General features: G+C 70.6%; 12 protein-coding genes. 3 read left to right on the top strand and 9 right to left on the bottom strand.

Annotated features, from left to right (window positions below):
* Nucleotides 1-7: 7 nt before the first annotated feature.
* From ACFVYE_RS34805 to ACFVYE_RS34835, 7 genes are read right to left on the bottom strand one after another with little or no spacing between them, the layout of a single operon-like run.
* Nucleotides 8-1045, bottom strand: coding sequence for an NAD(P)-dependent oxidoreductase (locus ACFVYE_RS34805; RefSeq protein WP_383966539.1), 1038 nt, complete (start codon nt 1043-1045; stop codon nt 8-10).
* Nucleotides 1042-2118 carry an ABC transporter ATP-binding protein gene (locus ACFVYE_RS34810; protein WP_383966536.1) on the bottom strand — a complete coding sequence of 359 codons (1077 nt, stop codon included), beginning with the start codon at nt 2116-2118 and terminating at the stop codon, nt 1042-1044. The genes ACFVYE_RS34805 and ACFVYE_RS34810 overlap by 4 nt, the downstream gene beginning before the upstream one ends.
* Entirely contained in the window at nt 2115-2933 is an 819-nt protein-coding gene (locus tag ACFVYE_RS34815; protein ID WP_266361506.1) for a DeoR/GlpR family DNA-binding transcription regulator, read from the bottom strand. The genes ACFVYE_RS34810 and ACFVYE_RS34815 overlap by 4 nt, the downstream gene beginning before the upstream one ends.
* Nucleotides 2930-4072: an ABC transporter ATP-binding protein gene (locus tag ACFVYE_RS34820; protein ID WP_383966533.1), complete on the bottom strand. Its 1143-nt coding sequence runs from the start codon at nt 4070-4072 to the stop codon at nt 2930-2932. The genes ACFVYE_RS34815 and ACFVYE_RS34820 overlap by 4 nt, the downstream gene beginning before the upstream one ends.
* On the bottom strand, nt 4069-4899 hold the full coding sequence (locus tag ACFVYE_RS34825; RefSeq protein WP_383966530.1) for a carbohydrate ABC transporter permease: 831 nt from the start codon (nt 4897-4899) through the stop codon (nt 4069-4071). Before ACFVYE_RS34825 ends, ACFVYE_RS34820 begins: the two co-directional genes overlap by 4 nt.
* Nucleotides 4896-5858: a carbohydrate ABC transporter permease gene (locus tag ACFVYE_RS34830; RefSeq protein WP_383966527.1), complete on the bottom strand. Its 963-nt coding sequence runs from the start codon at nt 5856-5858 to the stop codon at nt 4896-4898. Before ACFVYE_RS34830 ends, ACFVYE_RS34825 begins: the two co-directional genes overlap by 4 nt.
* A 3-nt stretch (nt 5859-5861) precedes the next feature.
* Nucleotides 5862-7289 carry an ABC transporter substrate-binding protein gene (locus ACFVYE_RS34835; RefSeq protein WP_383966524.1) on the bottom strand — a complete coding sequence of 476 codons (1428 nt, stop codon included), beginning with the start codon at nt 7287-7289 and terminating at the stop codon, nt 5862-5864.
* 170 nt (nt 7290-7459) lie between these two features.
* On the opposite strand from ACFVYE_RS34835, the gene ACFVYE_RS34840 reads away from it, so the two are divergent.
* Both ACFVYE_RS34840 and ACFVYE_RS34845 read left to right on the top strand, forming a co-directional pair.
* Nucleotides 7460-8887, top strand: coding sequence for an FGGY-family carbohydrate kinase (locus ACFVYE_RS34840; protein ID WP_383966595.1), 1428 nt, complete (start codon nt 7460-7462; stop codon nt 8885-8887).
* Entirely contained in the window at nt 8884-9519 is a 636-nt protein-coding gene (locus tag ACFVYE_RS34845; protein ID WP_383966522.1) for a histidine phosphatase family protein, read from the top strand. The genes ACFVYE_RS34840 and ACFVYE_RS34845 overlap by 4 nt, the downstream gene beginning before the upstream one ends.
* Here ACFVYE_RS34845 and ACFVYE_RS34850 read toward each other — a convergent pair.
* The gene (locus ACFVYE_RS34850) at nt 9509-10927 is read right to left on the bottom strand and encodes an amino acid permease (protein ID WP_383966520.1); all 1419 of its coding nucleotides are present in this window, start codon (nt 10925-10927) and stop codon (nt 9509-9511) included. The genes ACFVYE_RS34845 and ACFVYE_RS34850 overlap by 11 nt on opposite strands.
* A gap of 416 nt (nt 10928-11343) precedes the next feature.
* Here ACFVYE_RS34850 and ACFVYE_RS34855 point away from each other — a divergent pair, with 416 nt between their 5' ends.
* On the top strand, nt 11344-11940 hold the full coding sequence (locus ACFVYE_RS34855) for a biotin transporter BioY (RefSeq protein ID WP_383966517.1): 597 nt from the start codon (nt 11344-11346) through the stop codon (nt 11938-11940).
* Here the strand turns inward: ACFVYE_RS34855 and ACFVYE_RS34860 are convergent.
* Nucleotides 11921-13279, bottom strand: a complete 1359-nt coding sequence (locus ACFVYE_RS34860) for an FAD-binding oxidoreductase (RefSeq protein ID WP_383966514.1) — start codon at nt 13277-13279, stop codon at nt 11921-11923. The genes ACFVYE_RS34855 and ACFVYE_RS34860 overlap by 20 nt on opposite strands.
* Nucleotides 13280-13326 lie beyond the last annotated feature (47 nt).

Genomic DNA, 13326 nt, shown 5'->3' on the forward strand with positions numbered 1-13326 from the left:
GCTCCCCTCACAGTGCGTGGGCGAGCGTTTCGCCCCGCACATAACGCGCCACCTCGGCCGCCGCGATCCGGGCCGCCTTCTGCGCGACGGACCGGCTGGCGCCCGCCACGTGTGGGGTCATCAGCAGATGCGGGGTGCGGAAGAGCCGGGACGTGGGCGGGGGCGGCTCCTGCTCGTACGTGTCGAGCGCCGCGGCGCGCAGCTGCCCCGAGTCCAGGGCGTCGCACAGCGCGTCCGTGTCCAGCAGCCCGCCCCGGGCCGCGTTCACGAGGACCGCGCCGCGCGGCAGCAGGGCCAGTTCGCGGGCGCCGATGAGATGCCGGGTCTCCGGGGTGAGCCTGGCGTGCAGAGTGAGGACGCGGGAGCGGTCCAGGAGCGCCTCCAGCGAGGTGGCGCGCATGCCGTGGACGTCGCCGCGCACATACGGGTCGTACACCTCGACCTCGGCGCCGAACGCGGAGAGGACCCGGGCCACCCGGCTGCCGACCGCGCCGTAACCGATCAGGCCGACGGGGGTGTCCTCCAGCTCCAGGCCGCAGTTCTCGTACGTGTAGTGGGAGGCGTCCCAGCGGCCGTCGGCGGCGAGGGAGCGGTGGGCCTCGGGGATGCGGCGCAGGGCGGAGAGCATCAGCCCCACGGTGAACTCGGCGGTCGCCGCCGCATTGCGTCCGGGGGCGAAGCAGACCTGCACACCCCGGGCCCGTGCCGCGGCCGCGTTCACATTGACCGGGCCGCCCCGGCAGACCACGACCAGCCGCAGATCGGGTGCGGCGGCCAGGACCCGCTCCGTGAACGGGCCCATCTGCGTCACGCACACCTCGACCCCGTCCAGGGCGCGGATCAGTGCGTCCTCGGCGTCGCTCGCCTCGTCGACCTCGGCGACCTTGCCGAAGGGCTCCAGGGGCCAGGGGAGGGTGAGTTCGGTGAGATGGGGCTCCGGGCCGAGAGCGTGGTGCAGGGCCTCGGCGATCAGGGAGTTGCGGACGAAATGATCACCGGCGACCAGAATCCTCGTCGCGGGGCGGACCGTCATGGGGCGGGTCATCGCAGAGCGTCTCCTGTCCGGGCGTCGAAGACATGGATGTGCCGGGGATCGGCGGTGATGCGTACGGTGTCGTCCCGGTCGAGCCGTACCTCCGGACCGGTCGCGACGACCAGCGGCTTCGTCACGCCGTCGAGCGAGAGCGTGGCGATGCCGGATTCCAGCAGGGGTTCATGGGCGGCGACCCGGGCCCGTACACCCGTGTCGTCCAGGCGCAGGTCCTCCGGGCGGATGCCGAGCACCACCGCGCGCCCCGCCGCGGGCCGCTGCGGTACGGGGATGCGCACGGCGTCCGAGAGGCGCACCCCGCCCGCCCCGTCGGCCGTCCCCGGCAGCAGATTGATCGCCGGTTCCCCGACGAAGTCGGCGACGAACAGATTCACCGGGGCGTCATAGATCTCCTCGGGCGTGCCGAGCTGCTGGATCTCGCCGTCCCGCATCACCGCGATCCGGTCGGCGAGCGACAGCGCCTCCTCCTGGTCGTGCGTGACGAGGATGGTGGTGTGGCCGCTGTCGCGCTGAATGCGTTTCAACTCGCGCCGCGTGGTGTCCCGTTGGGCCGCGTCCAGATGGGAGAGCGGTTCGTCGAGAAGCAGCACGTCGGGGGTGCGGATCAGGGCGCGGGCCAGGGCGACCCGCTGCTTCTGGCCGCTGGAGAGTCCGGCAGGCCGGGCGCCCAGGAGGTCCGTGATCCCGATGCGTTCGGCCATGTCGGCGACCCGGCGGCGGATCTCGGCCCGCCCGTACCGGCGCCGGGCGGAGAGCCCGAAGCCGAGATTCTCCGCGACGGTCAGCGGCGGATACAGGGCGTAGTTCTCGAACGCCACCCCGATATTGCGCTGTTGGGCCGGGAGCGGCACCACGGACGAGCCGCCGATGAGGATGTCGCCGTCGGTGACCGACTCCAGTCCGGCGATCATCCGCAGGGTTGTGGACTTGCCGCAGCCGGACGGGCCGAGCAGCCCCAGCAGCTCGCCGGAGCGCAGTTCGATGTCGATGGCGCGGACAGCTTCGACGGCGGCCCGGCCACGTCCGGTGTAGGTCTTGCGCAGTGCGCGCAGAGTCAGTTCAGTCACCCGTCATCGCCGCCTCCCGTTCCGGGTTCCCGGCCGGTGCCGCAGACCTCGTAGGGCACTTTGTGCTCGTCGAGTTCGCGCAGTGCCCGGTCGGACGCCCCGTCGTCGACCAGCAGCAGATCGAAGCGGGAGAGCGGGGCGAGCCGGTGCAGGGCCACCCGGCCCAGCTTGGAGTGGTCGAGCAGCAGCACATTGCGGCTCGCCGAGTCGAGCATCGCCCGCTTGACGGAGATGATGTGCTGCTCCTGGTGGTAGGCGTAACCGCCGGACACGGCGGAGGTGGAGGTGAAACAGATGTCGACCTGGAGCGACTGCACCGCCTCCACGCACGAGACGCCGAGGAAGGAGGAGTGCAGCGGATCGAAGTCGCCGCCGAGGCCCATCAGATGGATGCCACGCTCCTGCGACAGCAGATTGATCGCTTCGAGGAAGTTGGTGACGACGGTCAGCGGAGTGATGGAGCGCAGCCTGCGCGCGATCTCCAGCGTGGACGTCGAATCGTCGAGCATCACCGCCATGCCCGGCTCGATGAGCTGCAGGGCCCGTTCGGCGACGGCGGCCTTCTCGGCGCGCATCGTCTTCAGCCGGTAGGAGACGTTCGACTCGAAGACGCCCGAGGGCTGGGCGGTCACACCGCCGCGGAACTTGCGGACGATGCCCTGTCGTTCCAGCTCGTCCAGATCGCGGTGGATGGTCATCAGACTGACGTCGAAACGCTCCGCCAGTTCGGCGGCGCTCACCTCGCCCTGCGCGAGGACGTACTCGGCTATGGATGCCTGGCGCGGGGCGGGGCCCCGCTGCGGAACGTTGCTCACGTGCTGATCCTTCGTCCTGGACGTGCCGGCCGGTCGGCCTCGAACAGCAGCAGACTCTCAGGCGGTACGGAGAGCCGGACCGGACGGTCGGGTCTCAGGCCCGCCGCGTCGGCGCGCGGGACGACGAGGGACAGCTGCTGTTCGCCGATCCTGACCGTGACTTCGGTGGCCCGGCCCAGCAGCTCGGTGACGTGAACGGTGCCGGTCAGCTCCAGGGCCGGGCCCTTGCCGGTGCCGGCCGGCTCCACGCCTGAACCCTCGCCGGGCCCCGGGAGACCGATGTCCCTCGGCCGTACGCCCAGTTGGACCGCGGTGCCCGGCGGCGCGGGCACCGTCAGCGCCAGCTCGTACGCCCCGTCCGGCGACCGGAAGTGTCCCTCGGCCGTCACCGTGCCCGGCAGCAGATTGATCCGGGGTCTGCCGAAGGACCGGGCGACGAAGGTGTCGTACGGGCGGTGCCACAGCTCCTCGCGGGTACCGGTCTGCACCATGCGGCCGTCCCTGATCACCCCGATCCGGTCCCCGAGCGCCAGCGCCTCCACCGAATCGTGGGTGACGTACAGCGTGGTCGTGCGCCGGACCGAGCCGATCGCCCTCAGTTCCGCGCGCATCGCCTGCCGCAGCTTCGCGTCGAGATGCGACAGCGGCTCGTCGAGCAGGAACGCCCGGGCCGGCCGCACCAGTACCCGGCCGAGCGCCACCCGCTGCCGCTGACCGTTGGAGAGCCGGCCCACCGGACGGTCCAGCAGGGCCCCGATGCCGAGGAGTTCGGCAATGTCCCCGATCCGCTCGCGCGCCTCGTGCGCGGGGAGGCGGTGGCGCGGCGAGCGGAGCGGGGACGCGAGATTGTCGTACGCGGTGCGGTGCGGATACAGGGCGTACGACTCGAAGCACATGGCCACGCCCCGGTCGTACGGTTCCACGCCCGCCATGTTCACCCCGCCCAGCTCGACCGCACCGGAGTCCGGCTCCTCCAGGCCCGCGATCGTCTTGAGCGTGGTCGTCTTTCCGGCGCCGGACGGACCGAGCAGACAGAAGAACTCGCCCTCGGCCACCTCCAGGTCCAGGCCGTCGAGCGCGGTGTTCTTCCCGTACCTCTTGTGCACGGAACGCAGCGCGATGGCTGCGGGCCCGGTCACGACTTCACCGCCCCGAACGACAGGCCGCGCACCAGGTAGCGCTGGATGGTGAGCGCCAGCAGCAGCGGCGGGACCACCGAGACCAGGGCCGCCGCGGCCGTCAGGTTGTACTTGGGCCGGTCGCCGCCGAGGAAGGAGAGCGCGCCGACCGTCACCGTCTGCGCGTTCGACGAGGTGAGGATCAGCGGGAAGACGAAGTTGTTCCACGCGAAGATGAACGCCAGCAGCGAGACGGCCGCGATCCCGGGCTTCACCAGCGGCAGCGCGACCTTGAAGAACGCCTGCTTGCGGGTGTAGCCGTCCAGCAGCGCCGCCTGCTCCAGCTCGGGGGAGAGATCGGAGAAGTACGACCGCATGATCCAGACGATCAGCGGGAGGGTCACCAGCTGCAGCACCCACACCATGCCGACATACGTATCGAAGAGTCCGAGCTTCTGGTAGAGCACGAACAGCGGGATGATGACGGTGAGTTCGGGTGCGAAGCGGAACGAGAGCAGGGTGAACATCAGATTCTCCGAGCCGCAAAACCGCCACCGCGCGGCGGCGTACGCGGCGGGCAGCCCGATCACCAGCGACAGCGCGACCGCGCCCACCGACACGACCAGGCTGTTCACGAAGAACCGTACGAACGGCACGCCCTGGTCGTCCCCGGCGCCGAGGACCGTGCGGTAGGAGTCGAAGGTCGGGGTGAACGAGAAGTACGTACTGAACAGCTCGTTCGTCGGCTTCAGCGACAGGATCACCATCCAGGCGATGGGGAACAGCGCGAAGGCGAAGTAGAGGATCAGCGCCAGGTCGGCGGCGACGGCGAGCAACCTGCGCTTCATCCCGGCACCTCCGCCGCCCGGTTCTGGATCCGGCCGAGATAGCGCACCAGCACCATCGTGACCAGGTAGACCACGGCCCAGAGCACGATCATGTAGCTGATCCCGAACGAGTAGCGCTGGAAGCGGATCGCCTCCAGATAGGCCCGGATCTGGAGCACCATCGTCGAGTCGCCGGGGCCGCCCTCGGTCAGCGCGTAGATGATGTCGAAGACCTTCAGCGAGTCCATGAACCGGAAGATCACGGCCACCAGGACGTACGGCCACAGCATCGGCAGGGTGAGGCGCCGGAAGGTGAACCACCAGCCCGCCCCGTCAACGGCCGCCGCCTCGAAGGGTGAGACGGGCAGCGAGCGCAGACCGGCCAGCGCGAGGACCGCGACGAACGGTGTGTAGACCCACACGTCCACGGCGATCGACGACAGCAGGGCGCCCGTCGGAGTGTCCGTCCACTGCACACCGCCGAGGCCGAACGGCCTCAGGACGTGGTTGATGACGCCGACCGACGGCTGGAGCATCAGCTTCCACATGATCGCGGCGATCACCGGCGCGATCATCAGCGGCAGGATCAGGATCTTCTCCAGCACCCGTCCCACGAAGCTCGCCCGGTGCAGCAGCAGGGCCACGGCCACCCCGAGCACCGTCTCGACGGCTGCCGCGCCGACCGCGTACGCCACCGTCACCCGCGCCGAGTCCCAGAACGAGGACTGGGTGAAGATCCGCCGGTAGTTCTCGATGCCCACCAGATCCGGCTGCGGTTTGCTCGCCGCGAAGTCGAACACCGTGTAGTAGAGGCCGAGTCCGAACGGATAGAGGATGCCGCCGGTCAGCAGCAGCGCGGGCACGATCAGCAGATACGGCCGCAGCGAGCGGCGCCATGCCGGTACCGCCCGCTTCCCGGCCCCCGTGCCGGAGACCGCCCCGTGGTCGGCCTCCGGCACGGGCGACGCGCGTCCTGACATCGGTCAGCCGACCTTCGACGCCAGATCGCCGGCCAGGGAGTTCAGTACGGACGAGGCGTTCTTCCCGCCGTAGATCTCCTGGAGCGCCGCGGCCCAACTGGTCGTCGCGTCGAAGAACTGCTCCTGCGGGGTGAACTGGATCTTCGTCTGGTCGACGACCGTCTCGAACGTCTCGATGAAGCCGGGGATGGCCCGCATCTTGGCCTTGTACGCGGGGTCCTGGCTGACCGACTTCCGTACCGGGTCGATGTGGTTGTACTCGATCGCACCCTTGCGCAGATGCTCCTTGCCGGTCGCCCACTGGAGGAACAGCCAGGCCGCGGACTTGTTGCGGCTCTTGGCGTTCATGCCGAGCGACCAGATCCACATGTTCGTGGCGAGCGAGCCGTCGGGGCCCTTGGGGCCGGGGTGGAAGGCGATCTTCCCGGATGCGGGAGAGGCACCCTTCACCGCCTGGAAATAGGCGGCGGTGTCCGCGTCGAAGAGCATCCCCGCCTTCTTCGCGCCGAGGTCGCTGGAACACTGGTACCAGGTGTACGAGGTCCAGGACGGCGGCCCGCCCTTCCTGACCATCTCCGCCCAGTCCCGGGTGAACGCGATCGCCTCAGGGGAGTTCATCGCGGGCTTCACCCTGCCGCCCTCGACGGTGAAGTCCTTCAGGCCATTGCGCGCGAACATCGTCATGAAGCCCGGGTGGATCGTCGCCCAGCTGCGCGAGCCGCGCACCGCGACCCCGTACATCCCGTCGAAGCCCGCAGCCGGCGCCCGGCGGGTGATGGCCCCGGCCACCTCGCGCAGCTCGTCGAAGGTCTCGGCGGGCTTCAGGCCGAGCTTCTCGAACACCTCGGTGTTGTACGCGACGACATTGGTCTCCCAGCCCCACGGCAGTGCGTACTGCCCGCCCTGCCCGAGTGGGGCGCCCGCCTTCAGTGACCACTGGTCGGATGCGAGAAGGTTGGGGAAGAAGTCCGCCTGGTCCCATTCGGCTCCGGTCGCCGAGGAGTTGCGCATCCAGGGGCCGAGATCCTCCAGCCAGCCCGGCGGGCCGTACTGCCACACCATGTATGCGCCGAGCATGAACACGTCGTAGGAGGCGCGTCCGCTGGAGAGATCGACGGTGAGCTTGTCGAAGTAGTTGTCCTCGGGAAAGACGTCGTACTCGACCTTGATGCCGGTCTTCTCGGTGAACGCCTTCAGATCGGCGATCAGGGCATCGGTGTACGGATGCTTGTTGAGCAGCGCCTTGACCGTCCTGCCCTTGGCCCGCTTCCAGTCGAAGGAGCCGGTGACATCGTCGGCCGCGGAGCCGTCGCCCTTGCCGTTGTCGCCGCCGAAGCCCGCGCCGCAGGCGGTGAGCAGCGGGGCGGCGGACGCGGCCGCCGCCGCACCGATGGCGAGGAACCGTCGCCGGTCGTGCGCGTGCATGTCCATCCGTGACCTCCACGGTCCGGCCGGAGATGATGTGGGGCGGTGTGGGGCGGTGCCCGTTCACACGTTGAGTCGACTGGATAACAGAGCTTGGAACAACGGAAGTTGGCCGTCAATCCCTCGCGCAACGGAAATTCTCGGTGCAGAGTGAGAAGTTCACAGAGAGGGCCGATATGTGGATGGGCATCGATCTCGGCACGCAGAGCGTCCGTGCGGTGGTGGCAGGAGACCGCGGCGAGATACTCGGCAGCGGCTCTGCCCCGCTCGCGGGCAGACGCGACGGTGTACGGCATGAGCAGCGGCCCCTCGACTGGTGGACGGCCGTGTGCGCGGCCAGCCGCCAGGCACTGCGCGACTGCCCCGCACCGCGTGCGCTGGCCGTCTGTGCCACCTCCGGCACCGTTCTGCTCGGTGACCGGGATGGACGGCCGCTGACCCCGGGGGTGATGTACGACGACGGGCGCGCCGTGGCCGAGGCGGCCAGGGCCCGGACCCCGCCCAGCTGGGCGCTGCCCAAGGTGATGTGGCTGCTGCGGGAGTACGGGGGAGGAGCGGGCGGCACCGTACGGGTCATGCATCAGGCCGATCTGATCCTGGCACGGCTCGCCGGGACCCCTCTGCCCACCGACTCCAGCCACGCCCTGAAGACCGGCTACGACCTGGAGCGGGAGGCCTGGCCGCACCGGAGGTTCGGAAAGCTGGGCCTGCCGGACGGACTGTTTCCGGACGTGGTGCGGCCGGGCCGGCGGATCGGCGAGGTGGGGCGGGCGGCGGCCGAGGAGACCGGGATCCCGGCGGGCACGCTCCTGGTGGCCGGGATGACGGACGGGTGCGCGGCGCAGATCGCCTCCGGTGCGCTCACCGTGGGCTCCTGGAATTCGGTGCTCGGTACGACGCTGGTGCTGAAGGGGGTCACCTCGTCTCCGGTCGTGGACCGGTCCGGGGTCGTCTACAACCACCGTGCCCCGGACGGGAGATGGCTGCCGGGTGGGGCCTCGGGGGTCGGCGGCGGGGCACTGGCCGCCGCCTTCCCGGATGCGGACCCGGCCCGCATGGACGCGCTGGCCCGCGAGCGCGAGCCGGCGCGTGCGGTGGCGTATCCGCTGGTGGCCACGGGCGAACGCTTTCCCTTCGTCGCGCCGGAGGCGACCGGCTTCCTGCTCGGCGAGCCCGACTCGGACGCCGAGCACTGGGCGGCCCTGCTGACCGGGGTGGGCCTGGTCGAACGACTCTGTCTCGACTACCTCGACCTGCTCGGCGCCCAGCTGTACGGCCGGCTCACCTTCACCGGCGGCGCGGTCCGCAGCGGCTACTGGAGCCGGCTGCGCGCCGACATCCTGGGCCGGCCCGTATACATCCCGCAGTACAGCGAACCGGCGCTCGGCATGGCCGTGCTCGCGGCATACGGGGCGCGGGCCACGACCACGCTGCAAGAGGCGGCGGGCCGGATGGTGCGGCTGCGGCACGTACTGCGCCCCGACCCGGCGCGTACCGCGCGATACACCGAGCCGTACCTCACGCTGGTGGACGAACTGGAGCGACGCGGCTGGCTCCCCGGCCCGGTCGCCGCCCACGCCCGCACCCGAACGGAGAAACCATGACCGCCCGTCCGAGCGCCACCCTGCTGCTCGCCCGCCACGGTCAGACCGTCTGGCACGCGGAGAACCGCTACGCCGGGGTCAGCGACATCGCCCTCACCGACGAAGGGCGCCGCCAGGCCGGGCAACTGGGCGAGTGGGCGGCCCGGCACCGGGTCGACGCGATCTGGACGTCGACACTCACGCGTGCGATCGAGACGGCAGAGCCCGCGTGCCGGGCGCTCGGTCTCGTCCCCCGGCGCGAACACGACCTGCGCGAATGCGATTTCGGTGAGGTGGAGGGGCGCACCCTGGCGGAGTTCGCGGCCGAGCACCCGGAGCCGGCCCGGGAGTACCGTGCCGACCCGGTGACCCACCCCTTCCCCGGTGCCGAGGACCCCCGGTCGGCGGCGGCCCGGGGGACGGCGGCGCTGCGCCGGATCGCGGACGGGCACCCGGGTCAGCGGGTCCTGGTCGTCGCGCACAACACACTGCTGCGGCTCGTGCTGTGCGAACTGCTGTCGATTCCGCTGGGCGCCTACCGCCGGGTCTTCCCGCGGCTGCGGAACGCGGCGGTGAGCGAGGTGCGGATCGGTGAGGAGGGCGGTGCGCTGCTCTCCCTCAATGTGCCGTGCGCACCGGATGTCAGCCCTTGACGACCACGGACCGCCGCTGCCGTACGACACCGATGGCCGCCAGTACGACGGTCAGGACTCCGGACGCCACCAACTGGTCACGGGTGTCCGGCTGGCGCAGCATCAGGACGAAGATGCCGAGCATGGCCAGGAGCGCCACCACCGTCAGGACCGGGAAGAGCCACATCCGTACGACGAGCTTCTCCGGGGCCTCGCGCTCCATCCGGTCGCGAAGGATCAGCTGGGAGAGGGCGATGAAGATCCAGACGACGAGGATCACCGCGCCGATCATGTTGAGCAGCCAGGGGAAGACGTCGTCGGGACGCCAGTAGCTGAGCAGCACGCACAGGAAGCCGAACACGGACGAGACCAGGACGGCCGTGCGCGGGACGCCCGAGGAGATCCTGCCGAGCCGCTTCGGGCCCTGGCCACGGGCGACCAGCGAACAGGCCATGCGCGAGGCGCCGTAGATGTTGGCGTTCATCGCGGAGAGCAGGGCGACCAGGATGACCACGTTCATGATCTCCGCGGCGCCGCTGATGCCGAGGTGGTCCAGGGCCGCGTAGAACGGACCGACCTCCACGACCTTCGGGTCGTCCCACGGGACCAGCGTGACGACGACCGCCATCGAGCCGACGTAGAAGAGCGCGATCCGCCACATCGCCGTCCGCACGGCCTTGGCGACACCCTGCACCGGGTTCTCCGACTCGGCCGCTGCGATGGTGACGGTCTCCAGACCGCCGTACGCGAAGACGGAGGCGAGCAGTCCGATCACCAGGCCCTCGGCGCCGTTGGGCATGAAGCCGCCCTCGCCTTCGAGGTTGGTGGTGCCGGGGGCGTCCGTACCGGGCAGCACACCGAGGATCGCCAGCACACCCAGGACCAGGAAGAGCGTGATCGCCACGACCTTGAGGGCGGCGAACCAGAACTCGAACTCGCCGAACTTCTTCACCGAGGCCAGGTTCGTGCCCAGGAAGACCACCATGAACAGCGCTACCCAGGCCCACTCCGGCGTACCGGGCAGCCAGCCGGTGACGATCTTCGCCGCGCCGATGCCTTCCAGGCCGACGGCGACGCAGAGCAGCACCCAGAACGCCCAGCCCACGGTGAACCCCGCCCACGGTCCTATCGCCCGCTCCGCATGGACGGAGAAGGAACCGGAGGCCGGGTTCGCGGCCGACATCTCGCCGAGCATCCGCATCACGAGCATGACCAGAAGCCCGGAGACGGCGTACGCGATGATGATCGACGGGCCCGCGGCGGCGATACCCGCGCCCGAGCCGACGAAGAGTCCGGCGCCGATGACACCGCCGAGGGCGATCATCGAAAGATGGCGCTGCTTGAGCCCGTGGGTGAGCGCCGAATCGGCCTTGGTGTCGGAGACGGCGACCGGGGAACCGGTGGGGGGAGACGCGGAATTCCGAGACATGGACAAGCTCTGTTCGGTAGGTGAGGCGTGGGGGACGTGCGCGCACAGTCTGAGCGCGCACCTCGTTCACAGGGAACCGCTGTCCGCTATACGGGCACGATGCTCACGCAAGGTGCACACCCGGGCACGGGGCGACGGCGGGTGCGGTCGTCGGCCGGACCCTGGGCGGTTCCTGGACGATTTTGGCAGGAACCTACAGTCTCTCCCGGTGGCCTCTCCCGGCAAAATATGAGCCGATCCGCCCCCACCTCAGTGACGAGCATCACGCCATTACGCGATTGCGCAAGTCTCTTTGTGTGAACCCCACCAATGCCTCAACCGCCGCTTTGTGGGCCACTGATGGTGATCGAGCGTTAACCCTTGGGCTAACGTCAGCCTCAGTCTGTCCCCACCTGCCCTCACCCCGCGGAGTCCCGATGAGCACTGCTGCCGCCGCCCCTGCCCGTACCGGAGCGGTCCTCGCCGACCTGCTGCCCGCCGCCAGGCACCGTTACGCCGTCGACACGGCCCTGGTCCTCGGTGGCGCCGCGCTCACCGGCATCGCGGCCCAGATCGCCGTCCCGGTCCCCGGCTCCCCGGTCCCGGTCACCGGCCAGACCTTCGCCGCGCTCCTCGTCGGCACCGCGCTCGGCGCCCGCCGCGGCTTCCTCTCCCTCGCCGTGTACGCGCTCATCGGCATGGCGGGCATGCCGTGGTTCGCGGGCGGCAGCTCCGGTGCGGGCGGCGCCTCGTTCGGCTACGTCCTCGGCATGCTGCTCGCCGCCACCGTGGTCGGCGGCCTCGCCCGCCGCGGCGGAGACCGCTCCGTGCTGCGTACCGCGGGCACGATGGTGGTCGGCTCCGCGGTCATCTACGCGGTCGGCGTCCCGTACCTGGCGCTGTCCACGGGCATGTCGGCGAGCGCCGCGATCGCGGCCGGCCTGGTGCCGTTCCTGCTCGGCGACGCGCTGAAGGCGGCGCTGGCGATGGGCGCGCTGCCCGCGTCCTGGAAGCTCATCGGCCGTCGCGGCTGATGCCGTAGCTCCCTTTGAAGAGGCTCGCCGGGTCGTGACGCGACACCAGACCGGCGAGCCTCTTCTGTGTCCGCGCGTCGTGGAAGCCGTCGGTGCGGTCCCCGCCGCCGAAGGAGAAGTTCAGTGAACGGCCCAGGGCGAGCGGGGCGAGCACAGCGGCCACCTCCGCGTACAGGGCCCGTACCGATGCCACATCCGTGCCGTCGAGCGGCGACAGCAGCCGCAGCAGGAATCCGGCCTCGCGGTAGGGCACCGCGTTGTCGACGGCGGGCCGTACGGCCAGCGCCCCGCCCAGGTGGTTGAGCTGGACCACGGTCATCATCGGCGCCTTCGGCCCGGTCAGCTCCAGCGCGCGCACGGCACGCTCCGCGTCCAGATCGCCGAGCACCACGCTGTCGCCGTAGTAGGCATGCGGGAACGGCGGGTCGCTGTGAATGGTGTGGCTGTCGGTGTACGGCATCTCCCGCAGCGAGTCCGCGAGCGCGGGCCCGATCGCCCGGAGCGGCGCGACCAGCCGCTCGCCCTCCGCCGCGCTGCCGGTGTACGCGACCCGCACCGAGATCACATACCGGCCGCGCATCGGCTCCGGCATCTGCGGGACGTCGGGGAACCGCAGGGCGGACAGCGATGACGTCAGCGCGTCGGGGACGGTCCGGGTCCACTCCAGATAGCGGTGGATCACCTCGGCGGCCGTCACGCCGCCCCGGTCCCCGTCTGCGTCGAAGGCGATGGAGCCGCCGTACAGCCGCCCGGCCTCGACCAGCCCGATCTCCATCGCGGTCACGACGCCGAGCCGGTGTCCGCCGCCGCGCAGCGCCCAGAAGAGATCGGGCTCGCTGTCCGGGGAGACATGGCGCAGTAGGCCGTCGGCGGTCACCACGTCGAGTGCGCGCACATGGTCGGCGGCGTACCCGAACTCCCTGGCCAGTACGCCCAGACCGCCGCCGAGGGTGTAGGAGACGGCGCCGACACCCGGGGAGGAGCCGTTCAGCGGGGCGAGTCCGTGCGGTGCTGCGGCCTCGATGACCCGGCCCCAGGTGACGCCCGCGCCGATCCGGGCGGTGCGGTGCACCGGGTCGACCTCGACGGAGTCCATCCGGCGGGTGCTGATCAGTACCCCGCCCTCGACGGCCCCGGGCAGCCCGTGGCCGGTGGCGTGGACATGGACCGGGAGGCCGCGCACGACGGCGTCGGCCACGGCGGTCCGTACGTCATCGGCGTGGGCGGCCTCGACGACGAGGTCGGGGCGGATGGCGAAACCGGTCTGAAAACCGGTCTCGAAGCCGGCCGGCACGTCGGCGGGGACCTGGGCAGGGACCTGGGCAGGGGCAAAAGACATGAGAAGGCTCTCCGTTCGCTCGCTCGGTGGCGCTGCGGGGGAGAGCC

This window comes from Streptomyces sp. NPDC058239, from assembly GCF_042882185.1.
Classification (GTDB): Bacteria; Actinomycetota; Actinomycetes; order Streptomycetales; family Streptomycetaceae; genus Streptomyces.